A 26,358-nucleotide genomic window follows, 5' to 3' on the forward strand; every position below is an offset into this window, starting at 1 on the left:
AAGCAAAAGATGTTTCTGTAAAAGGTAATGAATATGAAATTCGGGCAGAAGTAAAACAAACATTCGGGCTAATAACTTCCAAGCAATTTGTAAATGCTTGTAGAAGTGGATACAGTAAAAGCCAATTAAAAAACTTTGAATTATTCAACCGTTCTACTACTGTAAATATCATTAGTGTTGATAAGACCTGTAATACAGGAGGCTCAATAACAGTTCACTTTAAAGCTCCAACCTCACCCCCATATTCTATTACTATAAGTGGTGGAACCAATAAAACCGTAACCACAGATGGAGATTATACATTTGACGGCTTGAATGTTGGAACCTATCACATAGCAGGTAAAGATGCCAATGATTGTCCATTAGAAATATTTCCTAAAATAAATGACCCATTTGAAAGCTATTTTAATAAAGATGGAAAACTTAACTACACCGCAGATATTGAGATTAAGGACAAAGTTTTGACATTAGAGACAATCATTAAGCAACCTTCGTGCTCAGATAGTAACGGGCAAATAACAGTTATAAGCACAGGTGGAGCATCTACATTAAGTTATCTTAATAAAAGCGTCTTATATATCAATGGAACCAAAGAGCTAAACTTTATTGATAAATCATATAATAATGAAAAAACAACGTATGAGATTTTAAAAAATGCAGGACAATACGAACTAAAAATTAAAGATGCTTTTGGGTGTTCTGTAAGCAAAACTGTTAGTTTAGTTGCTCCCCCCGCTCTAACAACGGTTTTTGATAAAACTGATATATCTTGTGATGGACTTACCAAGGGAATCATTAGATTTGTTGCATCTGGTGGTACACCACCCTATACATATCAGCTTACTGGCCATGCTCGCAGAGACTTTGTGTTGTCTAAAGAAGAACCGTATTTTGACAATCTTGATGTAGGAAGTTATGAAGGAAAGGTGATTGATAAAAATGGCTGTGAGGCTGTCTTTAATACAAGTATTATTTCAAATACAGTACCATTAACAGTTAATACCACCACTACTGATGCTACTTGTAGTACCAACGGAAGCATTACCGTTACGGCACAGGGCTGCACCCCACCTTATAAATACAGTATAGACGGCACCAACTTCCAAGACAGCAATGTTTTTGAAAACCTAATAGCAGGTAATTATACCATAACTGTAAAAGAAAGTATGGGAAATGTTGTTACGGTGCAAGCTCCAGTTACAAAAAATACTGATAACGAAGTAGAAAGAAGTACTTACGAACCACCAATATTAGGCATTGCCAACGCCCGCCTTGGTGGCGAACCCATTATTGTACAATGGGATGCTAACACTACCGCTTATACTTTTACCCCAAAAGAAGGTATTTCACTAACTCGTATAGCAGGTACTGGTAAATTTCAATTAAGCACCACTAATCCAGAAGATAAAAAATGGGAAGGCATTTATGGTGTTTATTTTAAGAAAAATGACCATAATTCATTTATTGGGTTTTATAACGAAACAATGATTGGCATTTGTACGCCGAGTGGTTATACGCTGAATTGTAACCCTATGTGTAAGGAACGGTGGTTGCCTGAGGAGGTTTATGATAGCCCTCCATTTGAATTTTTGATAGCAAAAAGAACAGACCATCGTCCAAGAATGAATTGGAGAAGTCAGACTGACCATACATTGGTTGAAGCAGAAGACATGAAGTTTGGCAACCCTCATTTTACAAAAGATGAGTTATTTGATATAAATTACTTAATGACAAGTAATTACATTGATAATATTCCAGAAAATCATTTTGAAACATTGAAAACTATGGCTGATTGGCTATTTACTATAGGTAATTTACAAATAAATGGAGATGCCATGATTGAGCATTTTAAAAATGGCAATGGCACTGATTATTCAAACCCAATTTTAACAGAAGCCGCCAAAAATCATCAAGCATCAAGAGAGTTTATTAACCGTTTTAAAATTATTTTTAATGCAGAATTAGGGAGAAATAATGGTAATTATTTCTATTTTAAAGACAATCCTATTGAGTTTCCTTCGGAAACTTCTAAACCACCAAGACCCGCCATTCGTCCACAATATAGCACATGGTCAGATAGAATTACAGGTCTTACTTTTGCTACCAATGATATTTGGAGTTGGGATATAAAACTACTGAACTTCAAGAAAGTAGGCAACACCTATGAAGCAAGAATTAAGGTAGTTCTATACGACCACTTTGGTTTAGACAGACCTGACATAGAAATTTCTTTTGAGAATTGGAAGCTACAAGCTAAACCTGCTTCGTTTTTTAATGGCTTCTTGTCATGGTTTATTTTGCAACATTATTATGGTTACAAGCCTTTTGTAACTGTTATAGAGTGGGAAGAAAGAATAACAGGAACATTTTAAAATCGTCAAACATGAAAAGAAAAATTATAATTATTATAGCTGTAATTTCTATTCTTTTTTTTAAAAAAGAGCTGAAATATTATACAAGATTTATCTTTGAAATGGGTAAAGTACAATTTTTCTCTATTGATTCTTACCCCAATGAATACATAATAACAAATGCACCAAAAGACAACAAAGAGTTATTAAAGATAATTACACCATTCGTATTATCAGAAATTGAACGGAGTAACTACCAAAAAGACAGCTTATTCGTGAGTTATTATTTCTATAGAGAAACTCCAAACCTCGACAGGGATTTTAAATATGTGGAGTATGATGAATGGGGATGGAATTGGAATGCAGATAATTTAATGAATCATATTGAAGACTTAAAATGTGTTATTAGTATTAACTATAAAAATAATAAAGAAATTCGTTTTGATTTTCACTCTTATAACCCAGAAGACTCTAATTTTTACAAATATGGAATACCTTTATTAGATATAAAGCAGCCAGTTTGGATGATAAATAAAAAGTACTTTGATACCACCGGTAGAGAAATACTTTTACCCCAAAAGAAAGTATTTCACTAACTCGTAAAGCAGGTACTGGTAAATTTCAACTAAGTACCACAAACCCCGAAGATAAAAAATGGGAGGGGACCTATGGTGTTTATTTTAAAGCAAATGACCATAATAATTTTGTTGGGTTTTATAAAGATGGTGCATCGCCTTGTAGTGCAAGTGGTTATACAGTTGATTGTAAAACTATGTGTAAGGAAGGTTTTTTACCTAAACCAATTTTCGATAAAAACACATATATCTTTAAAGCTTTTGAAGAAAATGAAATCAGAACGGATGATTTATCTTCTGAACCCTTGCAAGGAGATAATACACCACAGGTTCAATTTTATAGTAATTTGGGCGAATTAGCAACTAAGACCTAATGACCTAAGAGGAGCGGCAAGTGGTCTTGAAAACCTATAAAGAAAAAATTTATAAGCAATTTTGGACACCGAAAGGTAATCCTAAAATGGCAAATAACTCTCAAATTAGAAGCTTAATCACCAAATTTGAGAAAATTGCGGTTTTCCCCTACGATGTTATTGACTTACTAATTTATCGAGTCGAAACAACCACTGACCACGCCAACGATTTCGGTGGCACTTCTGATGCCGATTATAATGCTTCTATAACAGCTTTCAAAAAGGCAGTAAAACTTATTAACGATAATAATCTAAAATCTTATTTTGATGCTCGTTGCCGAAGAATCTTTCAAGCCAGTAATTTAGATTATTGGTACATTAAGCAATTAGAGTATTTATATGAAGATTTGGCCTAAATCTTGCTTTTTCGCTACCGAAGAAACTAAAAACTTGTTTCTGTACGTTATTAATATCAATTATTAACCTTTCACCTGAACGCCTTACGGGCGGGCGGGAAAAAACTAACACTAAAATGAAGAAAACCATTTTTGTCGCTCTCATTGGCCTATTTTTCAGCGTAGCAACTTATGCTCAACATAGTAAAAGTGCCACAGGTATAAAATTTACCGAAGCATCTTGGAAAAAAATTATTGAAAAAGCCAAAGCTGAAAAGAAACTCATCTTTATGGATGCCTACACAACTTGGTGCGGACCTTGCAAAATGCTTCAAGCAAGGGTTTTTCCAGATAAAAATTTGGGAGAGTTTTTCAACCAAAACTTTGTAAATGCAGCCATTGATATGGAAAGTGACGAAGGCGTAAGACTTTCAAGTGTCTATGAAGTGCAAGGTTACCCATCATTGTTTTTTATTGACCCAAACAATGGTAAGGTTGTAAAAATGTTTTTGGGTTATACAGAAATCGACCAATTATTGGATGCAGGAAAGAAATTAGTGGCAAAGAGAAAAGTTTAATCAAAATCAAATATTAGTTTTTTTAGAAGAAGAGAGGAGGCATTCGATGTTTTCTCTCTTTTTATTATAAACCTTTTGCCACGAGTTGTCGTTTATATATGTATATACATCTAATTTTAAAAATCAAATGAAAAAACTCTTATTAACCTTTGCTCTCGCAAGTATCTCAGCGTTTAGTTTCTCACAAAGTTGTTGCGAATTAGTTTTTGCCAGTAATGATGGAAACATGGGCATTTTTGCTTCCGACAAAGCCTTTATTGCTTCTCACTTAGCCCCAATCGTTTATAAGCATACCAGCGAAGTTGGCGGTAAAATGACCGAATTTGCAACTCCCGACGGTAAAAAAGCCAATGCTTACTTCGTAAAAGCTAAGAGAAAGTCAGATAAGTGGCTTTTTGTGTATCAAGAATGGTGGGGATTGAATGACCACATCAAACGTCAAGCCGATATTTTCTACAAAGATTTAGGTGGAAACGTAAACGTTTTAGCCCTTGATATGTATGATGGCAAACTGGCAACCGATGCAAGCGAAGCAGGAAAGTATATGCAAGGTGTGGTTGAGGCTCGTCTCGAAAACATTGTGCAAGGTGGCTTACAATTTGCTGGCAAAAAAGCCAAAGTTGCCAACGTAGGTTGGTGTTTTGGTGGTGGCTGGTCATTGAAATCGGCTATCATTGGTGGTAAGCAAACCGTTGGTTCGGTAATGTACTACGGAATGCCAGTAAAAGACGTTGAAAAGCTAAAAACTTTGAATACCGATGTACTTGGTCTTTTCGCAACCGAGCAATGGATTTCAAAAGCAGTAATCGAAGAATTTGCAGCAAATATGAAAACTGCGGGTAAATCTCTCAACTATAAAATCTTTGAAGCCGAACACGCATTTGCCAATCCAAGCAATCCAAAATACGATGAAGCAAAAGCCAAAGAAGCCTACGGTATGGCCATCGAATATTTGAAAAAGAAACTTTTGTAAAAATCAAGTGGCTAATTCTGGGCTACAGTTGCCAATTATTAGGGTAGCATAAATCGCCCAAGTAAACCATTCGAAATTCGATTAATTCGTAAATTATATTTCTAATGAGTTGTACTCAATTTTCGCTTTCGAAAGCAAAAAATTGAGTACAACTCATTTTTTTATCAGCATATTTCTATAAATTCACTTCCCTAAAATCATCCAAACTAAAACCTCCCTAAACCATGCCCTCACGCCGTAGTTTCTTGAGTAAGGCCGCCATGCTTGCCAGTACCTCACTCGTTCCATCATTAAAAGCTTTTTCAAAAGAAGAATTGCTGACTTTGGCTGCTTACAAACCCGAAAAATCAGCCATCGAACTGGCAACCGACGAAGATTATTGGTGGCAAATACAGCAGGCATACACCGTTTCTCCACAAATTATTAACCTAAATAATGGAGGTGTGAGTCCATCGCCAATGGTAGTACAAAATGCTGTTGACCGTTACAATAAACTCGCCAACGAAGCTCCCAGTTATTATATGTGGCGAATCTTGGACCAAGGCCGAGAACCATTACGTGAAAATTTGGCAAAATATGCGGGAGTTTCGCCCGAAGAAATAGCCATCAATCGAAACGCTACCGAAGCTATCGACACCGTAATTATGGGATTACCTTTACAACGAGGCGATGAAATTGTAATGACTCGCTATGATTACCCAAATATGCTACACGCATGGCGTCAACGAGAATTACGTGATGGTCTAAAAATCAATTATGTAGAACTTGATTTACCCGCCGAAGACAGTGAATTAATCGTCAAGAAATATGTCGAGAAAATGACGCCAAGCACCAAAATCGTTCATATTACGCACATTATGAACTGGAATGGGCAAGTTATTCCAGCCAAACGCATTGCTGATGAAGCCCACAAACGAGGTATTGAAGTGTTGATTGATGGAGCTCATTCGTTTGCTCATCTCGAATACAAAATTCCTGATTTAGGTGGCGATTATTACGGAACAAGTCTGCATAAATGGCTTTCGGCCCCTATCGGCTCTGGAATGCTTTGGGTGAAAAAAGAAAAAATCAGTAAAATCTTCCCACTCATTCCCAACGATAAACCCAATTCTGATAATATCCGAAAATTTGAAAACCTCGGCACTCGTCCATTTATGATTGAGCAAGCCATCGGACAAGCACTTAATTTTCAATTGGCGATAGGCAATGCAAGAAAAGAAGCTCGTTTACGTTTTTTAAAAGATTATTGGGCAAAAGAGGCAAGTAAAATGCCTAAAATAAAAATGAACACATCGCTAAAACCCGAATTTTCGGGGGCATTGGCTCATTTTAGCGTAGAAGGCTTAGAAGCAGGAAAAATGGAAGGCGAGCTATTTGCCAAGTTTAAAATACATACATCGCCAACCAAATGGGAAAAACTCGACGGCGTGAGAGTTACCCCGCACGTTTACACCTCACTTCGAGATTTAGACAGACTCTTAGAAGGAGTACAGCATTTGACGAAATTATAAGACTTAAACCATAAAAAGCTCAAAATATTAGTATGCTTGCATACTAATATTTTTTTATATAACTTTGATTCATCAACAACATTAAAACAAAACCAAGTAAAACTATGGCAGCAACTACAATAGAAGGAATCAACTTTAACTTAACCGAAGAACATTTGGCGGTGCAAGCCGCTGCTCGTGATTTTGCCCAAAACGAACTTTTACCTACTGCCATTGAGCGAGATACCCATTCGGTATTTCCGTATGAGCAAATCAAGAAAATGGGAGAGCTGGGTTTTATGGGAATGATGGTTTCACCCGAATACGGTGGCGGTGGAATGGACACGATTTCGTATGTGCTGGCAATGGAAGAAATCTCGAAAGTGGATGCTTCTGCTTCGGTGGCGATGTCGGTTAATAACTCTTTGGTGTGTTGGGGTTTAGAGGCTTTCGGAACAGAAGAGCAAAAACAAAAATATTTAAAGCCACTCGCATCGGGTGAAATAATCGGAGCATTTTGCTTGTCCGAACCTGAAGCTGGTTCAGATGCCACTTCACAAAAAACAACGGCCGAAGACAAAGGCGATTACTATTTAGTAAATGGCACAAAAAACTGGATTACCAATGGCGGAACGTCATCGGTTTGTTTAGTAATTGCCCAAACTCACCCAGAATTGAAACACAAAGGAATTAACGCCTTGATTATTGAGAAAGGCACAGAAGGTTTTGTGGTTGGAAAGAAAGAAGATAAAATGGGGATTCGCTCATCAGATACACATTCATTGATGTTTTCTGATGTGAGAGTGCCAAAAGAAAACCGAATTGGAGCCGATGGTTTTGGGTTTAAATTCGCCATGACAACTCTCAACGGTGGAAGAATCGGTATTGCTGCACAAGCTCTCGGAATTGCAGCAGGTGCATACGAACTGGCCGTAAAATATTCAAAAGAACGTAAATCATTTGGAAAAGCCATCAGCGAACACCAAGCGATTCAGTTTAAATTGGCCGAAATGGCAACCAAAATTGAAGCGGCTCGTTTGTTAGTTTATAAAGCCGCTCGCCAAAAAGATGAAGGAAAAGATTACGTAGAATCGGCGGCAATGGCTAAACTTTTTGCATCAGATGTAGCCATGTGGGCAACTACCGAAGCCGTACAGATTCATGGTGCATATGGTTATGTAAAGGAATTCCACGTAGAACGCCTCATGCGTGATGCCAAAATTACACAGATTTACGAAGGGACTTCTGAAATTCAAAAACTTGTGATTGCACGAGAGATTTTGAAATGATAGCTTTGTATAAAATTATCATTTAAGCCATTTTTAAAAATCAACATGAAAAATCTATTTCTGATATTATTCGTTTGCATTGGTTTCTCAGCTTTTTCGCAAGAAACCATCACGGCCTCGCAAGCCAAAGATTTTGTGGGTAAAGAAGTTTTCTTAACTGGCAAAGTTGCTGGTTCAAGACTTTTTCAAAGACCAACGGGAGATATGCTTTTGTTAAACATTGATAAACCTCACCCAAGCAATGACATTACTATTGTTGTTGAAGGTGAAGTAATCTCAAAAGGAAAATTCTCAGAAGCTGCTTTGCAAGGGAAATCAATAAAAGTAAAGGGAATTGTGAGTATTTATAAAGAAAAAACCCAAATAAAGCTCGAAAACGAAGCAAATCTAACAATCATAGAGTAGCATAATTTTTCAAATTTGTAAATAGCAAGTTAGAAACTTGCACTATAAAAAAGGCTCAGTTTGAGCCTTTTTTAATATCTATATTGTATAAATTAAATTTTTTTAAAAATAAAATGTGTACTTCTTAGCAAAATAAAAATAAAAATTTCTATTTTAGTAGTTTGATTCTAAAAGCAATTAATTTCTATTTCATCCCTAATAAAAAATGAACTTATTCGAGATTAAAGAGCAGGCTAAAGTGTATGATGTTGTCATTGTTGGCTCGGGAGCTGGTGGTGGTATGGCAGCGTATCAACTCGCAAAAGCTGGTGCTAAAGTTTGTTTGTTGGAAGCAGGTGGCTACTTCGACCCCGCTGACCCAAAGTACATTACCCAAATGAAAAACCCTTGGGAATCGCCTCGTCGTGGAGCAAGTACTCGTCATCGTCCGTTTGGAGATTTTGATGCTGCTTGGGGTGGCTGGGACATCGAAGGCGAGCCATATACGGCCGCTCAAGGTACGCAATTCCGTTGGTTCCGTTCAAGAATGTTGGGTGGACGTACCAATCACTGGGGACGTATTTCGATGCGTTTCGGTCCTGATGATTTCAAAAGAGGCTCTTTGACTGGTATCGGCGACGACTGGCCAATCGACTACGAAGACCTCGCTCCGTATTACGATAAAGTTGATAAAATGATTGGCCTTTTCGGTACAAAAGAAGGTATCCGAAACGAGCCAGATGGTCATTTTTTACCTCCTCCGAAACCACGTTTGCACGAATTAATGCTTAAAAAAGCGGCTACTGGTATCGGAATTCCTGTCATTCCTTCTCGTATGGCCATGCTTACGAAGCCAATCAACGATTCTCGTGGTTCGTGTTTCTATTGCGGTCAATGCGGTCGTGCTTGTCAAGCTTATGCTGACTTCTCGGCTTCTTCGGTGTTGTGTATTCCTGCGGCAAAAACAGGTAACTTGACTTTGATAAACAACGCAATGGTGCGTGAAGTATTGACCGATGCAAACACAGGTCTAACAACGGGTGTTTCGTATGTCAATAAAATGGATTTGAAAGAATACACCATCAAAGGTAAAATAGTGGTTTTGGCTGCAAGTACTTGCGAAACTGCTCGTATTCTTTTAAACTCAAAATCTTCAAGATTCCAAAAAGGATTGGCCAACGATAGTGGCGTGGTGGGTAAATACCTCAATGACTCGACTGGTGCGAGCCGTTCGGCATTTATTCCTGCATTAATGGATAGAAAACGCTACAACGAAGACGGTGTTGGTGGTATGCACGTATTTACACCGTGGTGGTTGGATAACAAAAAACTCGACTTCCCACGTGGATATCACATCGAATATGGTGGTGGTATGGGAATGCCAGGCGGTGGATTTGGTGGTGGAATTGAGCGTGTAAACGGACTTTATACTGATAAAAATGGTAATAAAAAACGTGCAGGTGGCTACGGTGCAGCGTTGAAGGAAGACGTGATTCGTACGTACGGTGCGTATATCGGTATGGCTGGGCGTGGAGAACCTATTCCGTTGGAGTCAAATTACTGCGAAATCGACCCAAATAATGTTGATAAATACGGCATTCCGACGCTTCGCTATAATTACAAATGGAGCGAAAACGAAATCAAGCAAGCTAAGCACATGCAGGATACGTTTGAGCAGATTATCCACGAAATGGGCGGTATTGCTTTAGGTAAAAAGCCAGATGCGAGTACTAATTATGGCTTAGCACAACCTGGTGAAATTATCCACGAAGTTGGAACGGTTCGTATGGGCAATGACCCTAAAAAATCGGCATTAAACAAATGGCAACAAGCACACGATGTGAAAAACTTGTTTGTGGTTGATGCAGCTCCGTTTGTTTCGCAAGGTGATAAAAACGTTACTTGGACAATCTTGGCAAGTTCGTGGCGTACTTCAGATTACATCATCGACCAAGTGAAAGCTAAGAATTTATAATTTAGACATGAGATTTTAGATTCGAGATATGAGATTTTTTAATTGTTTGATTATCAATAGTTTATAGATAAAATCCCGTATCTCGAATCTTGTGTCTCGCATCCAAATAAAGAAAAAACATGAAACGTAGAGATACATTAAAAGCAATATCTTTAGGCACTTTCGGGATGGCTGCTTTACCAACTACCGATTTGGTAGCGGCTGCTCCAGACCCAAAGCCTTTTAAAACCACGCCAGCACGTGTACCCGAAGAAATTGAGCGTGATAAAAAATTAATGGCCGAGAAGTTTTTCACGGCAGCCGAACTAACAACTATCGGTATTTTGTGCGATATTATTATGCCTGCCGATGCAAAATCGGGTAGTGCTACGCAAGTAGGTGTGCCTGCTTACATTGAGTTCATGGCAAAAGACCAACCTGCGTATCAAACTCCACTTCGTGGCGGTTTGAAATGGTTGGATAATGCTTGTTTGAAGCAATTTGGAAAGGTTTTTTCTTTGTGTTCGGCAAAAGAACGAATTCAGATTGTTGATGAAATTGCATATCCAAACGATGTAAAACCAGAATATACACAAGGAGCGGCATTTTTTACACAAATAAGAAACCTAACTGTATCGGGTTATTTTACAACACAAACAGGTTTTGAGGTATTGGGTTATGTAGGAAATCGCCCGAACCAATGGGATGGTGTGCCACAAGATGTATTAGACAAATACGGCTTGAAGTACGACCCAATTTATGACAAAAAAGATTGATTTTTTTAGTCACCGGTCGATAGTTAATTGACGATAGTTTAAAAGGCTCGGTAGATTTTTTCTGCTGAGCCTTTTAGTTTATATACTTTAAATAAACGAACGTCGGCATGGCTCGAAGCCATGCCGACGTTAAATTAAAAGTGAAGCTATTTTCTGTTTTTTACAACAAAGCTCTATCTAAATGCACATAACCACCATCAACGTGAATCAGTTGGCCAGTTGTGTGGCTTGATTTGTCAGAAAGTAAGAAAACTACCATATTGGCGATTTCTTCGGCGGTTGTCATTCTATTGCCCAACGGAATTTTTGAATTAATTTTTTCCAAAGTTTGGGCTGGATTTGGCAATGTTTGTACCCATTTTTCGTAGAGAGGGGTATAACATTCGGCCACAATTAAAGAATTTACTCTGATGCCGTATTTCAATAATTCAACCGCCCATTCACGCGTGAGGGCATTCCTACCACCGTTGGCTGCTGCGTATGCCGATGTGCCGCCTTGACCAGTTTCGGCAGTTTTTGAACCAATATTTACAATCGAACCTTTTGAGGCTTTCAAAGCTGGCAAAGCGTGCTGAACGATTAGGTAATAATGCACCAAATTTTTATGCAAAGATTCTATAAATCTTTCATAATTACCATTTTCGAGTCCGACACCATCATTTACACCTGCATTATTTACTACGCCATCAATTCTGCCAAATTTTTGATTGATTTCGGCAATGGCTTTTTCACATTCACTTGGCTGCGAAAGTTCCGCCACAACGTGCTCACATTTTTGACCTAAAGTAATTATTTCGTTAACTAATTTTAAATTATCGGCTTCATTACGGCCAATGATTACAGGAATTGCTCCTTCATTTGCCAACACTCTCACGATGCCTTCTCCGATGCCTTTTGCTCCGCCAGTTACGATAATTACTTTGTCGCTTAAATTAAGATTCATTTGTTTTAAAATGGATTTTTGAGGTTGAATTATATACTAAGAAAATAGATTTTAGACAAAAGACAAGAGATATGTCATTGATAATAAGCATAATACAAATCTCTTTTTTTAAAAACTATTTGACTACATGAAATTCTAAATCTTGAAAATCGAAGCTAAAATCAGTCAATGGAGAAATCGCTTCCATGGTCATTCCTGCGGCTTTGCCTTCGGTATCTAAATTAAATTTTACATAGGCATCAGCATCGAGACTTCTATCGTTCCATTTTGCAACAAATGTATTGCCCTTGTAATAAAGCATTTCGCCCGAAATTTTGGGTGAACGCTTTGATGCAAACATTAATTTGTCGTTTTTCAACGAAATCGTTACATCGCCAAACCACGCATCTTTGTACGTACCAACAAATTGATTGAGGTCGATTTTTGTGTTATTTTTTTGCTGAGCATCAATGGCTTTCCAAATATCATCGGTGATTTTCTTAGCATTTTCGTTGCCAGCCACTACACGGGCGTGATATTCAGCCACACGGTCAACTTTTGGCATTCCTAAGTAGCTATCTTTAATTGTGTTCGTAATGGCCGTAAAAGCTGCACCGACTTGTTGGTTAGTGAAAACAATGATTCCGAGTTTTAATTCAGGCAAAATCGTTATTTGTGTTACTACACCAGCCAAGCCGCCTGTGTGGGTAGCTTGCTTGTAACCTTTTACATCGCTCAAAAACCAACCTAAACCGTAAGCCGAAAAGTGAGTATTATAGGCCGTTGGCCCACGAACGGGGATAATCGTTTGCGGTGTCCACATTTCTTCGTGAACCTCTTGGCTGAAAAGTCTTTTTGAACCATCGCCATATTTGCCGCCATTTATTTGAGCAATCACCCATTTGCTCATGTCCGAAACACTGCTGCAAATTCCACCTGCTGCATTGGCGGTTTCGCTCCAATCAATATCAATGGCTTGTACTTTTCCGTTTACTGGGGCGTGCGGAGAAATTATATTCGATTTGTCTTTCAGTCTGCTAATAGAAGCTGCGGTTTTGGTCATACCGAGCGGTTGCATGATGCGTTTTTCAACAAAATCTTCCCACGAAGTTCCCGACACACGAGCCACTACTTCGCCCGCTACGATGTAAAGATTATTGTCGTAATCATATTTTGAACGAAAACTTGATACTGGTTTTAAATAACGAAGATTATGGATAATATCGGCTTTGGTAAAATCGCTCGAATCGGGCCACATCATTAAGTCGCCTGCACCTAAGCCCATTCCGCTGCGGTGACAAAGCAAATCTCTGATAGTAAACTCTTCGGTTACGTAAGGATTGTATAATTTAAACTCAGGAATGATGTCGGTCACCTTTGTGTCCCACTTAATCTTTTTCTCATCAACCAACATTCCCAAAGCAGCGGCGGTATAGGCTTTGCTATTGGAAGCTACACCAAAAAGCGTGTTTTCATCAACTTTTTGCTGGGTTCTTAACGAACGAACGCCATAACCTTTGGCATGAATTACTTTGTCGTCTTTGATAACTGCTACGGCAATTCCTGGCACATCAAAGGTTTTTAGGGTTCGCTCAACCAAGGCATCAATTTCGGCCGAAGTAATGGTTTGGGCTTGGCTCGAAAAAATGCTTGATGATAAAATGATAAAGACAAATAGGATTTTTTTCATGGGTAAAGAATGAAGATGAATATAATGCCCGAATTTATCTTAATTTGGGGAGAAATACAATTTATGATATTTCTGATAAGCCATTGCGACCAAAGCAGTTGTGTGGGCATCAAATGTGAAATAGAGTTGTAGAATGAGTTAAATTAAAGCTCAGGACAAAATATTTAGAAAAAGGTTCTTACTTACATATTCTTCTTACAAAATTACCAACCCTATCAACTTCTTTCAGTTGTAAATGGAACTACATCATTGATAGAATTTTGAATCCCCAGTTCTCTAAATTCTGAATCTATATTGATTTGGATGATTTCTCTCACATTCTTCCAATGAATAACGCATTTAAATGCTAATGCAATTTGAACCTGTAATTCTTGTATATTAGATTCAGTTTTCTGAGAAAATTCATCATTTAATAGTTTGTTTTCGGGTCTATTGATATCAATAACCGACCCAAACAAATGTAGCTTTTCATTTAATTGTACAAGTTGTAACTTCTTTATTTCACTTGCATCTAAATCCAAGTGCTCTATGGCTGGTAGATGTTTGTTCCTCAAAACAAAAAATGTGTCGTAAGAATTGTAACCTATTGATGGTATATAGACAATTAAGTTCTGATAATTACTTGTTTTAATAATTTCTTTCAACTCAAAGTTTATTCCAACCCCAATAATAACAGCATCTGTTTCTTTTTTGATTATTTTAGAAAATGCTTCTAAAAAATTCTCTTTGTTCAATAAATAACTTTTAGTTTTTGTAATAAATAAACCAGAAGGTATTATCCTATTAATTTTATTGCTTACTATAGAATTTGCAAGTATACTTTCATAGTTTAAAAAAGGCATGTCGTTATCTATAAATGCTGATTTAGGCATTAAAAAACGTTCGCCATTGACGGTAAGCTTAAACTCTCCAGATAAATGTTCATTGTCTTTCTCAATAAATATGGGTTTAAATTCTTCAAATGCATTAGTAATTATTGCATTAGATTCTTCATAAAAACTATTGACCTTTATTTCTGACAAACTCTTGGATAACTTTTGTTGGCCAATTGTACCATTTATAGATTCTCTTAATTTTAGGATGAATTCGAAAAACTCATCAGTTTTAGTTTTTATCAACTCTTCAAAATTAAGTACTTTAATTAGGCTTTCATTTGAAAAAATATTTTTTAAATGTTTTTCAAAATTAGAAATACTATTAAGCCATCCATATAGTTCTGAAATTTCTGTTGGTAGGTGTGGTGATGCTTTAAAGTCTTGATAAGTATAATACTGACTTAATGTATATTGTCTTAGAAACAAAATTGTTATGTAACTACATATCCAAAAGTTTACCTGTCTTCTATTTCCTAAATTATCTAATTCTGGGAAATAATAAATTAAGTCAATGGGTGTTGGGTGTTTAAATTCATTATCGAAATGTTCAAACCAAAAAAAAATGTCTGTCATTGAATCCGGCAGTAATGCATAATTTGGAGGTGAAGATTGTGAATAAGTAAAAATATAACTAAGAGTTTCGTATTGCCCTCTATATAATAGGAGTCCACCTAAAGCATAATGAAATTCAAGAAACCTATTTCGTTGACTATTTCGTTTATCCACATGGGCTTGGTTGATAATTTGGTGTTGACCATTATTGAATGAATACTCAATGTTAATTTGTTTTAAGCCTATTAAAAAAAATTGATGGGTGTTCCCCCAAAACTTTTTAACCAATCGAGGATTGTCACATATTGTATAAATGTTACGCCAAAGCCATCCATAAGTATTTTCAGAAATAATAATTTCTTGGAGACCATTTCCAATAAGCCAATTTCCACTAACGGCTCCATATACGATTTCTTTGAGCTTTTTTTCCTCTTTTGCAACTATCTCATGTATTTTATAGATTAAAAAGTATAGGTCAATAGGATATTCTAATGGTTTAGATATATCATGATTCATTTTTATACTACTAAAAACTGATAAATAAAACTCAACTAACGTAGTTTGAAGGTGTTCGTCTTGTTTTTCGATAGCATAATATGTAATTTCATTAATTGCTTTTAAATGGTAATTTTTGATTTCGTTTTCATGCTTTAAATTGTTATATCGTTTAATTATATAAGTTAAGAGTAGTTTAGATTTTCCATTGAATAGTGCAACTTTATCTAACCATATGAAAAAGAACACAATTAATATAATTGTAAATGTAATTACTATAAGTTTTGCCGAGTTGCTAATAAACCAATTGTTCTCCCAATCAGGATTAGGTTCAGTTTTAAAGATAAGAAAGATGAATGAAAAAAGGGTTGCGAAGAGTGCTAGTTTGAAAAATTGAACCTCAAAAGTCTTTTTAAATACATTAATTTTTACTCTACTTTGAGGAAATTCACTATTAAATATTACAGATAAATATTCTGATGAATATTTATCTCCAATATTTGATATCTTATCTATAATTATAGGATAGGATATACTTAATATTGCTATATCAATTGCGATACAAATTTCATTTATATTGTCAATAACCATAGTGGTATAAATCTTTTACAAAGAATAATAAATAATAAAAGTTTTTAAATTACAAAAGAATCAATTCACCTCCAAAAATTTATGTATGAAGTAGTTATGCACCAATTGCACTCCTCTGAAGGTATGAAGGATATCTGTTTTTAGGAAACGGATTGATAGCATTTTGCACTTTTAAATCAGAAAATATTGTTTTTTACCTGTCAATTTGTCTTAGATATTTCTGATAAGCCATTGCTACCAAAGCAGTTGTATAAGCATCAGAAGTAAAGTAGAGAATATTCCGAACAACTGTCCCGCCAGAAAAAAATACACCGCCTGTCCAATAGGCTTGGTTTTGCTCGATTTTCTTTTGAGAATCTATAAATGAAATGGCTCTGCTGATTGATTCTTGCGGTACATCCAAACCTGATTCTTTCAGATAAAGCATTGCCAGCAGGGCATAAGTAGTTGATTGTAAGACATCTCGCTTATTTACGTGCTTCCAGCTTTCATAACTTCCGTCGGGCTTTTGACTTTTTTGTAGGTGAACCAGAAGTAATTTTGCAGAGTTTTTCAGAGCAGTATCGCCCGCCGCTAATGCTCGTCCAACTGCAAAATGAAAATGATAGCGATTTGGGTAATAAATGCCCATTCTATTCCAGCGTCCACGTTTGGTGTGTTTTTCTATCAGTTGGTGGGCCGCTTTACTGCCTTTACTCTTATCGATTGAACCTTTTTTTGTTAAATAAGTAAGCACATTGGCGTTTACTACCACATCAACATCATTTGTTCCCCACGGAATATACGGTACATACGGGTGTGGATAACACACACTAAAAGGTAGAAAAAACACTAAATTGTGCATCACGGTTTTGTGAAAACGCCAATTTTCGAAAGTAGATTCTTGAGCAAGCCAAGTCATATAAGCTCCCGATTTCTTGAAACCATGATACATATAATTATACCAATGTCGGTTCTGACGATTTTTATCAAGAAATTGGTCGAAAATGCTGTGTTTTATGAGATTTATAGAATCTTTTGTGCCAAAAATCTTTTGGTGATACCAAATCGCCAAATTTCCGAGGGCTGTATCATCGGCATCGTTGGCTACATTTGCGGCATTATTGATGAAGCGTTCTTCGAGGTTGAAAGTTGTTGGTCGCCTGACCAACGGAACAGGATTCGGTTCTTTTCCCCAACGTAAATCTCGACGAGGTGGTAATTTCTTCCAAAAATTAAATTCATAGCCAGATGACGTCGGAGTACCGTAACTCAGAATTTCGGGGTAAACCTTTTGTAACATTGGCAAAATATGCTTTTGACTCGTATCTGCCAAATACATTTCGGCCAAAATATTATGGATGCCCGCCATCGTGAAGCAGTTAGAATCTCGGTAGCGATTTTTGGTGCCGAGCAAGAAAAAAAAGCCTTTCATTTGCATGTAGGCTATCCATTCGCCTGCATACTGTTGGCCTTCGATGGTTTGGGTAGTTTGGTTTTGAGCTAAATAATATAGACTTCGCTCAATATCTTTTTGCAGAGAATCGGGCGAAGGTTGCTGAGAAAAAGCCGTAAAGTTTATCAGAAAGAGTAGAAATAGAGCGTTTTTCATGGTTTTACAAAAAAATAGCCTCCGTGAAAGAGGCTATTTGATATAGTTTGATGCAATTGACTATTCTTTCACAACCATGTTATGATAGATATTCTGCACATCGTCGTCTTCTTCGAGTCTTTCAATGAGTTTTTCAATGTCGGCGGCTTGCTCTTCAGTGAGTTCTTTGGTGTCAGTCGGAACTCGCTCGAAATCGGAATGAAGTAATTCATAGCCTTTTTCTTCGAGGTGTTTTTGTAAAGCACCAAAGGCCGTAAATTCGCCATAAATATTGATTTGGTTGGCTTCTTCATCTAAGAAAACCTCTTCCGCACCAAAATCAATTAATTCAAATTCTAATTCTTCGATGTCGGTCTTTCCGTCATTCGCAATCTTGAAAACAGATTTACGGTCGAAGATAAAATCCAACATTCCCGAAGTGCCGATGCTTCCTCCACATTTCGTGAAATGACTACGAATATTGGCAATCGAACGGTTAGTGTTATCTGTAGTACATTCCACCAAAATCGCTACACCGTGTTGGCCGTAGCCTTCATACACCATTTCTTTGTAATCTTCTTGGTCTTTTGATGAAGCACGTTTGATGGCATTATCAACCGTTGCTTTGGGCATATTAGCTGCCTTTGCATTTTGGATTAAGGCACGCAAACGAGAGTTACTACTTGGGTCTGTACCTCCAGATTTTACTGCAATCGCAATATCTTTACCAATTCTTGTGAAAGTTTTTGCCATCTGCCCCCAACGTTTCATCTTGCGGGCTTTTCTAAATTCAAACGCTCTTCCCATTATTTATGAAAATTCTAATATTTTGTATGTCTTAATTTTGCTGCGAAATTATGAAATTTTACGCAAAAACGCACAAATATATTTTATGTTGGATGTTAATACCATTACTTTCAACGTCTGCAAGGTTAAACCCACAGTGGAACTGCTTGCCGACGTTCTGCGACAACAAAAACTACTTGGTTCGATAAGGTAAATTTTTAGCTACTTGATGGAGCAAGCTCGTAGAAAGTTGGTGTGGCGTATCCATTCTGTTGTTGGGGTGATTAGAAAGAACCGTTGACCAAACCAATTCTCCACTGGCAGCATCAAAAAGTTTTATATCGGTTTCTACACCATCGTTGAATCTCGTATTGTTCATCATTACGGGCGAGATTGACATCGAGCGGTCGGTTGGGCGACTGATTTTAACCACCAATTCGCCAAAAATAACAGCATCAACATCTAAGAGTTTCGCCAAATCTGCTTTATTCTGAAACCTTACATCTTCTAAACGAATACCATTTGCTGCCAAAACTTTGTTGGTGCGAGTAAAATCTTGAAACGCAATTTCGTAACGCCCTTTTTCTACCTGCTTCGCAACAGTCATAAAAAACTCTTTTTGGGCATCAAGGCTTGCTTCTTGTTCTTGCTTGCTGAATGGGCGTCTTACCTGCTGAACTGGACTTCCTTTTTTCTCTTTTGAATAATCAAGTGGATTCTGAAACTGAACCCCAAAAGGCAAAATTGCTATTTTTTTATGCGTATTTTTGATAGTAGCGAAGTTTTCGGCAACAAAATCTTTTGACGAAGCACAGCCCGATAAAATCAAGGCGATAATTCCGAAAGCAAAAATGCTTTTATTTATGCTGAACGTTTTCATTTTTAAAATTGGTTTTATGGTGGAAGGAAAACTTCGCTGGGCGACACTCGCTCAAAGCGAAGCCTTCCTTAGAAAGATACTTTGTTTATTATTAATGAAATTTATGACCCAAAAGTTGTATTGAAAAATAAATAATTGAAGCAAGCCTTTGCAGCGAAAAATCATACATATTGATATGGACGCATTTTTTGCGTCGGTGGAACAGCGTGATTTTGTAGAATTGCGTGGCAAACCTGTGGCCGTAGGTGGAAGTAGTGAGCGTGGCGTGGTGGCAGCGGCCAGCTACGAAGCCCGAAAATTTGGTGTTCGTTCGGCCATGTCTTCACGGATTGCCAAGCAAAAATGCCCAAATCTGATTTTCGTAAAACCTCGTTTTGAGGTTTATAAACAAGTTTCAAGAGAAATTCGTGAGATTTTTCTGGAATATACACCTTTGGTTGAGCCGTTATCACTTGATGAAGCTTATTTAGACGTAACTGAAAATTTGAAAGGAATTTCGACAGCCACCGAAATTGCCCAAGAAATAAAAGTCAGAATCAAAGAAAAAACTACTCTTACGGCTTCGGCGGGAGTTTCGGTCAATAAATTTTTGGCAAAAATCGCTTCTGATTATCGAAAACCTGATGGACTTTTTGTAATAAAACCTTCACAAGCCGAGGCTTTTGTAGAAACGCTCGAAATCAGTAAATTTCATGGAATTGGTAGAGTTACGGCCGAAAAAATGCACAAAATGGGTATTTTCAACGGAAAAGATTTACGAGCAAAAAGCGTAGAGTTTTTGGTCAATAATTTCGGAAAAGTGGGGCGGTATTACCATGATATTGCTCGTGGAGTGGATAATCGAGCCGTAAACCCCGACAGCATCAGAAAATCGGTAGGTGTAGAAAACACATTCGACCGAGATTTGACCGAACCCGACGACCTTTATCTCGAACTCGATGATATTATCGAACAACTGTGGCGAAGAATGCAGCGAGCCAATGCCTTCGGTAAAAGTATTACGCTAAAAATAAAATTTGCCGATTTTGAGAGCATTACTCGCAGCCGTACGACGCAAATTGCTGTTTTTGAAAAAGATTTTTTGGCGAAAATCGCTTACGAAATGCTCAATAATTTGCTTCCGATGCCCAAGGGTGTGCGTTTGATGGGCGTATCTTTCTCGAACCTCGAATTTGCCGACGAAATGATTGGTCGGCAGCTTACGCTAAGTTTCTGATTCTTTGCTCAAAATCTTCGAGTTTTAAATCTAAACCATTTAATTTGTGCGGTTAAAACTCTAATCTATCCAATGACCGAATCAACTTATCAACAACTACAAATATCAACCTCACTTGCCGAACAAATTGCTTTTGAGTTTTTCAATATTAAAGGAATTGCAAGCCCTTTGGCGGGTGAAATTGACTTTAATTTTAAAATCACCACTTCCGAGAAATCGTATATTTTAAAAGTGAGTCGCCCCGATGCAGCTCTCGAATACCTGACTTTTCAAGATGCAGCTCTCGAATACCTGACTTTTCAAGACGAATTACTGAAACATCTCGAACAAAAATCTCCAGATTTTAAGTTTTCAAAATCGTACAGAAATGCTGATAATCAAGGTATTTTCGACTATGTTGATGCCCACCGAAATAACAGAAAAGTACGACTTTTGGAATGGATTGAAGGGCATTTGTATTCTGCCATAAATCCCAAAAGTGAAAATCTGAGGTTTTCGCTTGGCCAAAAATGCGGACAAATAACCAACGCACTTTTAGATTTTAATCATGCGTTGGCACATCGCACTTTCGACTGGAATTTGGCCGATGCTCTTTGGGTAGAACAATACATTGGGCTATTTTCGGAAAAAGAACTCGAAATTGTCAGTTTTTTCATCGAAAAATTCAAAGCTATTCAGCCACAGTATCAGAATCTCAGAAAAAGTACGATTCATAATGATGCCAATGATAATAACATCATCGTTTCGCATCAATTACAAAATCCAAGTGTTGAGGCTATTATCGACTACGGCGATAGCGTTTATTCGCAGATTATCAATGATTTATCGGTCGTTTTGGCTTACGGAATCATGGATTTTGAGCAACCTTTGGAAGCCGCAAAGGCAATCATATCGGGTTATCATCAACAGTTTCCGCTTTTAGAGGAAGAATTGCAGGTGCTTTATACCACAACCGCCATGCGATTGGTGATTAGTGTTACGAAATCGGCTATTAATAAAAAGAAAGAACCTGAAAATGGCTATTTGCTGATTAGTGAAAAGTCTGCGTGGCGACTTTTAGAGCAATGGAAAAATATTTCGGAAAATTATGCCTATTACACGTTTAGAAGTGCGTGCGGTATGACACCTTGCAGCAGCTACGAAGCGTTTGTTAATTATGCCCAAAACTCTAATTGGACAATTGAAGATTTGATTCCCGAGAGCAAAAACAAAACTATCGTTCCATTTGATTTATCCATTGCTTCGAGTTTTATTGGCAACTTCAGTAACTACATCAATTCGGCGGCACTTGATGATAAAATCAGTCGGAAAGTGAAGGAGGAAAACGTGCTTTTGGTGGGTGGTTATGGCGAAGCAAGACCGATTTACACAACCGATGCGTTTAAGATAAAAACCAACGAAGGCTACGAGCATCGCACAATTCATATCGGAGTAGATTTTTGGATTTTGGCTCATACAGCCATTCATGCTTTAGAAGATGGCGAGGTTTTTAGCTGCCACAATAACGACCACCCAAAAGATTACGGCCCAACGCTTATTCTGAAACATCAACTCAACGATTTGGTGTTTTATACGCTTTATGGACATCTGACAAAAGAAAGTTTAGCCGATAAATTTATAGGAAAAACCATCAAAAAAGGCAAAAAAATAGCTGAGATTGGCGTTGAAGCTGAGAATGGAGCATGGTCGCCACATTTACATTTTCAGATAATTTTAGATATGTTGGGGCATGAAAATGATTTTATTGGCGTGTCGAGTCCGAGTAATTGGCCGATTTTTTCGAGCATTTGCCCTGACCCAAATCTTCTTTTCAAAACACCATTACTTAACTCAAAAAAACGCACCGACGAACTCGACCAAATCAATTATCGTAAACAGCATTTGGGCAAAAGTCTGAGTTTATCTTACGACAAACCGCTGAAAATAGTCAGAGGCGAAATGCAATATTTGATTGATGAATTTGGGCAAAAATACCTCGACACGGTTAATAACGTAGCTCATGCAGGTCACGAACATCCAAAAGTTGTAGAGGCTGGGCAGCAACAAATGGCAGTTTTGAATACGAATACTCGTTATTTGAATGATGAAATTTTGGAATTTGCCGAAGAATTGCTCGCTACTTTTCCCGAAGAATTATCGGTGTTGCATTTTGTGAATTCGGGTAGCGAAGCCAACGAACTGGCTCTCCGAATGGCCCAAGCAATGACTGGTGAAAAAGACATCATTGCCTTAGAAATTGGCTATCACGGAAACACGCAGGGTTGCATAGATATTAGTTCGTATAAATTTGATGGAAAAGGCGGTAAAGGTTGCCCCGAAAACACGCACATTGTGCCGCTACCCGATGCTTTCCGAGGGATTTATCAAGGCGAAAATACGGGAGAAAAATACGCCAAGCACGTGCAAGAAGCAATTTTGAAAATACAATCAAAAAATAGAAATGTAGCAGCTTTTATTGCCGAGAGCATTGTGAGTTGCGGCGGTCAAATAGATTTACCCGAAGGCTATCTAAAAGACGCTTACCGATACGTACGTGAGGCGGGCGGCGTTTGTATTGCCGATGAAGTTCAAGTTGGTTTTGGGCGAGTTGGTAAAGCCTTCTGGGGCTTTCAGTTGCACGATGTAGTGCCTGACATCGTTACGATGGGCAAACCAATCGGCAACGGGCATCCACTGGCGGCCGTTGTCTGCACAAGAGCGGTGGCCGATGCTTTTGCCAATGGCATGGAATATTTCAATACTTTTGGTGGAAATCCAGTTTCGTGTGCCATCGGGCGACAGGTTTTGCAGGTAATCAAAGAAGACAAACTCCAAGAAAATGCCTTAGAAGTTGGCGAATACTTAAAAAAACAGCTAAAAAGCCTACAAATGTCTTACCCAATTATAGCCGATGTGAGAGGCGAAGGTTTGTTTTTGGGAATAGAATTAGTTGACGAAAACAAAACGCCGCTACCCGAACAAACCAATTATTTGGCTAACCGCATGAAAGATTTTAAGATTCTGATGAGTGTAGATGGCCCGCAGCACAATGTACTTAAAATCAAGCCACCCATGTGTTTTTCAAAAGTCAACGCCGATTACATGCTGGAGGTTTTGACACAGGTTTTGAACGAGAGTTTTATGGAATTTTAAGCAAAAACAGCAATGTCAATATTAAACGACATTGCTGTTTTTATATCATTAGCGACTAAAACTATACCCAAATGTGTAAGTTTTACCACTTTCTGTATAGGTTTCAACAACTTTTAGCGAGGTTGATGTTAGCTCATTTATTTGCCATATCGAATCATCGCTTGAATTAGAACTTGTTTTTATTCTGATAACATTTTCGCCTGTTTCAAATGCCCAAGTGCCTTGCGAGTATATTTGTGGGTCTGCGGGGTCGCATTTGGTAGCACCTTCATCGTGCGTAAATTTATTGGCAGACGTAAACGTATAAATATCATCTTGCCAGCATTTAGGAGCTTTAGTAAAATAATCACCGTTGATGGGTTTTCCATCGCCAAAAATATCATAAGCAGGAGTAACCGTCCCAGCCACCCATTTCCATGTACCTCCCGTAAGCATTTCTGTACGAGTTGGAGGAGTAGGTTCTGTGGGTTTCTTACAAGCAGCAGCAAAAAGCAGTATTGAGAAAGTTACATAAAGGGTAATTTGTTTTTTCATGGTTTTACGAATTTTGATTAATGCAACAAAATTCATAAATTCACCATTCGGCTTCAATACGGCAAATAACGTATTTTGTTTTTCTACATGAAAAATCCTGTTCTATTTACTCTATTTTATTTGCTAAACTGTCAGTTTGTTTCGGCTCAAAAAGAACAAAAAATTTCGGTTTGGTACTTAAAAGATGTTCATTCAAACTATACGATTGATAGTTTATTGAAGAAAGAAAAAGATTTTAAATTACTTTCTAATAATAAACTCAGTTTTGGTCACGGAAATAATCCTTTTTGGCTCAAGATGTCATTCAAAAATGAAGATTCGGTGGCGTACAAAAAATTATTAGAAGTAGAATATGCCTTTCTGGATGAAGTAAATCTATTTCTGGAAAATAATGGAAAAGTTGTTTACAAATCAGACACACTCGGCTGGCAACACCCATACAGCGAACGAGTTTTTAAGCACTACAATCCAGTTTTTCCAATTACCATCAACGGTAACAGTACTCTAACCGCCTATTTTCGTATTTATCGAGGTTCATTGTCAATGATTCCACCAATTAAGATTTGGAACGAAGACGTTTTTTATGAAAATGAAATCAAACGGAAATTTATTTGGGGCGGTTTTGGTGGAATTTTACTTTTTGTAGCTATTATTGGAGTTTTTCTTTTTCTATATTTTCGCAAGAATCTTTATCTTTTTTATGCAATTTATATTCTGATGTCGTTGTTTTATGTTCTTTTAAACAAGGGCTTTTTCTTAGAATATTATCAAGATGGCTTTTTGATTTTTTACAGCAAAAACATTCGCCAAGTTTTTTTGATTTTGAATATTCTTTTTACACAATTATTTATCAGAGAATATTTATTTTCAAACTATAAATTCCCTAAATGGCTGCTGCTTTTATTCAGAATCAGTATTGCTATTTGCTTGTTAGGGGTTGCCATGCTTGGGTATGAAAAATATGCGGGTGAACACCAAATTCTGATTCCGTCCAAAGCAAGAGTATTGTTTCCATTTACTTTATTACTACCGATTTTCTTTAGTTTTTACCTTGTTTTTTATAGTTATTTCAAAAAAATAGATACTGTTGCCAGTAAATTTTACCTAATCGGTATTTCGCCCATCGTGATTTTTGCAACTTTATCAACGGCTCGAAACTACGGAATTGTCTCGAATCATCTACTGCTCGAAACCGAAGGCTCAATGCTTTGTTATCTTTTTGATATTCTAACATTGGCTGTTGGTTTGGGCTATCGATACAAAATACTTCGAGATGAAAAAGAATACCAGCAAAGACTCGCTTATGAGGCAAAACTTCGTCTTCTTTATGAGCGAGAAAGCATCTCCCGTGATTTGCACGATAATGTTGGTTCTCAGCTTTCAGTTATTTCGTCGAGTTTGGATAACATCGGTTTTTTAGCTGAAAAACAAAAATTAACTTCCGAAAAAGTAGAAATTGTCAATGAATTTGTGCGTGAAGCCATTCAAAGTTTAAGAGATACCATTTGGGCTACTAATCAAGAAACCTTTTCTTTGGCTGAGTTTCGGGCGAGAGTGCAGCAGTATATTTTGAAGTACTATCAATCACTTGAAAAATGCCAAATCGTTGTGAATTTTGATGAAACTGAAAAAACGCTGAATTCTTCAAAAACCCTTAATCTTTTCCGAATCATTCAAGAAGCCCTTAATAATGCTGTAAAATATGCTGATTCTACGCTTATCACAATAAATCTGAAGATAATTAGAAGTCAAGTTCATTTAGAAATCATAGATAATGGAATTGGTTTTGATGTGGAGGCAACCAAGAATGACCCTCATTATGGCTTACTAAATATGCAAAAAAGGGTAAATGAAGTAGAAGGAAAACTAGGCATAAAATCGATAGTTGGTGAAGGAACAAAAATAGAAGTGATTCTTTAAATACGATAAATGACGTATTGAGTTTTGTTCATTAATTGTTGAGTTTTGTAAAATCAAAACACAGTTAAAATAGAATA

General features: G+C 37.2%; 21 protein-coding genes. 14 read left to right on the forward strand and 7 right to left on the reverse strand.

Features of this window, described 5'->3' with window-relative positions; translation table 11 throughout:
* The 11 genes from ABR854_RS23680 to ABR854_RS23730 form a co-directional block, all read left to right on the forward strand.
* The coding region (locus ABR854_RS23680) for a DUF3289 family protein (RefSeq protein ID WP_350268332.1) at positions 1-2,372 on the forward strand (2,372 nt) is incomplete at its 5' end.
* An 11-nt stretch (positions 2,373-2,383) separates the two neighbouring features.
* A complete protein-coding gene (locus ABR854_RS23685; RefSeq protein WP_350268333.1) occupies positions 2,384-2,947 on the forward strand; it encodes a hypothetical protein in 564 nt (187 codons plus the stop codon).
* A gap of 176 nt (positions 2,948-3,123) precedes the next feature.
* The gene (locus ABR854_RS23690) at positions 3,124-3,300 is read left to right on the forward strand and encodes a hypothetical protein (RefSeq protein ID WP_350268334.1); all 177 of its coding nucleotides are present in this window, start codon (positions 3,124-3,126) and stop codon (positions 3,298-3,300) included.
* A gap of 20 nt (positions 3,301-3,320) precedes the next feature.
* Positions 3,321-3,695, forward strand: a complete 375-nt coding sequence (locus ABR854_RS23695) for a DUF6155 family protein (RefSeq protein WP_350268335.1) — start codon at positions 3,321-3,323, stop codon at positions 3,693-3,695.
* A 116-nt stretch (positions 3,696-3,811) separates the two neighbouring features.
* Positions 3,812-4,252, forward strand: coding sequence for a thioredoxin family protein (locus ABR854_RS23700; protein WP_350268336.1), 441 nt, complete (start codon positions 3,812-3,814; stop codon positions 4,250-4,252).
* 127 nt (positions 4,253-4,379) lie between these two features.
* Positions 4,380-5,225 (forward strand): dienelactone hydrolase family protein, encoded by an 846-nt coding sequence (locus tag ABR854_RS23705; protein ID WP_350268337.1) that lies wholly within the window; start codon positions 4,380-4,382, stop codon positions 5,223-5,225.
* Positions 5,226-5,449: 224 nt separating this feature from the next.
* Positions 5,450-6,736 carry an aminotransferase class V-fold PLP-dependent enzyme gene (locus ABR854_RS23710; protein WP_350268338.1) on the forward strand — a complete coding sequence of 429 codons (1,287 nt, stop codon included), beginning with the start codon at positions 5,450-5,452 and terminating at the stop codon, positions 6,734-6,736.
* 128 nt (positions 6,737-6,864) lie between these two features.
* Positions 6,865-8,004, forward strand: a complete 1,140-nt coding sequence (locus ABR854_RS23715) for an acyl-CoA dehydrogenase (protein WP_502881234.1) — start codon at positions 6,865-6,867, stop codon at positions 8,002-8,004.
* Positions 8,005-8,049: 45 nt separating this feature from the next.
* Entirely contained in the window at positions 8,050-8,409 is a 360-nt protein-coding gene (locus tag ABR854_RS23720; RefSeq protein ID WP_350268340.1) for a hypothetical protein, read from the forward strand.
* A 205-nt stretch (positions 8,410-8,614) separates the two neighbouring features.
* On the forward strand, positions 8,615-10,363 hold the full coding sequence (locus ABR854_RS23725; protein WP_350268341.1) for a GMC oxidoreductase: 1,749 nt from the start codon (positions 8,615-8,617) through the stop codon (positions 10,361-10,363).
* A 119-nt stretch (positions 10,364-10,482) separates the two neighbouring features.
* A complete protein-coding gene (locus ABR854_RS23730; protein ID WP_350268342.1) occupies positions 10,483-11,118 on the forward strand; it encodes a gluconate 2-dehydrogenase subunit 3 family protein in 636 nt (211 codons plus the stop codon).
* Positions 11,119-11,278: 160 nt separating this feature from the next.
* Here ABR854_RS23730 and ABR854_RS23735 read toward each other — a convergent pair whose 3' ends face one another.
* From ABR854_RS23735 to ABR854_RS23760, 6 genes are all read right to left on the reverse strand, one after another.
* A complete protein-coding gene (locus ABR854_RS23735) occupies positions 11,279-12,061 on the reverse strand; it encodes an L-fucose dehydrogenase (protein WP_350268343.1) in 783 nt (260 codons plus the stop codon).
* Between the two features lie 115 nt (positions 12,062-12,176).
* Positions 12,177-13,730 carry a serine hydrolase gene (locus ABR854_RS23740; protein ID WP_350268344.1) on the reverse strand — a complete coding sequence of 518 codons (1,554 nt, stop codon included), beginning with the start codon at positions 13,728-13,730 and terminating at the stop codon, positions 12,177-12,179.
* A 215-nt stretch (positions 13,731-13,945) separates the two neighbouring features.
* The gene (locus ABR854_RS23745; protein ID WP_350268345.1) at positions 13,946-16,243 is read right to left on the reverse strand and encodes a hypothetical protein; all 2,298 of its coding nucleotides are present in this window, start codon (positions 16,241-16,243) and stop codon (positions 13,946-13,948) included.
* Between the two features lie 193 nt (positions 16,244-16,436).
* Positions 16,437-17,834, reverse strand: a complete 1,398-nt coding sequence (locus tag ABR854_RS23750; RefSeq protein ID WP_350268346.1) for a prenyltransferase/squalene oxidase repeat-containing protein — start codon at positions 17,832-17,834, stop codon at positions 16,437-16,439.
* A gap of 60 nt (positions 17,835-17,894) precedes the next feature.
* On the reverse strand, positions 17,895-18,620 hold the full coding sequence (locus ABR854_RS23755) for a YebC/PmpR family DNA-binding transcriptional regulator (protein WP_064197789.1): 726 nt from the start codon (positions 18,618-18,620) through the stop codon (positions 17,895-17,897).
* Positions 18,621-18,792: 172 nt separating this feature from the next.
* A complete protein-coding gene (locus tag ABR854_RS23760) occupies positions 18,793-19,479 on the reverse strand; it encodes a hypothetical protein (RefSeq protein WP_350268347.1) in 687 nt (228 codons plus the stop codon).
* Positions 19,480-19,654: 175 nt separating this feature from the next.
* On the opposite strand from ABR854_RS23760, the gene dinB reads away from it, so the two are divergent.
* Complete coding sequence (gene dinB / locus ABR854_RS23765) at positions 19,655-20,695, forward strand: DNA polymerase IV (RefSeq protein ID WP_502881233.1); 1,041 nt, start codon at positions 19,655-19,657, stop codon at positions 20,693-20,695.
* A 72-nt stretch (positions 20,696-20,767) separates the two neighbouring features.
* Positions 20,768-23,827: an aminotransferase class III-fold pyridoxal phosphate-dependent enzyme gene (locus tag ABR854_RS23770; protein WP_350268349.1), complete on the forward strand. Its 3,060-nt coding sequence runs from the start codon at positions 20,768-20,770 to the stop codon at positions 23,825-23,827.
* Positions 23,828-23,875: 48 nt separating this feature from the next.
* On the opposite strand, the gene ABR854_RS23775 is transcribed toward ABR854_RS23770, so the two are convergent.
* Complete coding sequence (locus ABR854_RS23775) at positions 23,876-24,361, reverse strand: hypothetical protein (protein WP_350268350.1); 486 nt, start codon at positions 24,359-24,361, stop codon at positions 23,876-23,878.
* Between the two features lie 87 nt (positions 24,362-24,448).
* Here ABR854_RS23775 and ABR854_RS23780 point away from each other — a divergent pair, with 87 nt between their 5' ends.
* Positions 24,449-26,281, forward strand: coding sequence for a sensor histidine kinase (locus ABR854_RS23780; protein WP_350268351.1), 1,833 nt, complete (start codon positions 24,449-24,451; stop codon positions 26,279-26,281).
* Positions 26,282-26,358 lie beyond the last annotated feature (77 nt).

Origin of the sequence: Emticicia sp. W12TSBA100-4 (assembly GCF_040253585.1) — a bacterium.
Lineage (GTDB): Bacteria > Bacteroidota > Bacteroidia > Cytophagales > Spirosomataceae > Emticicia.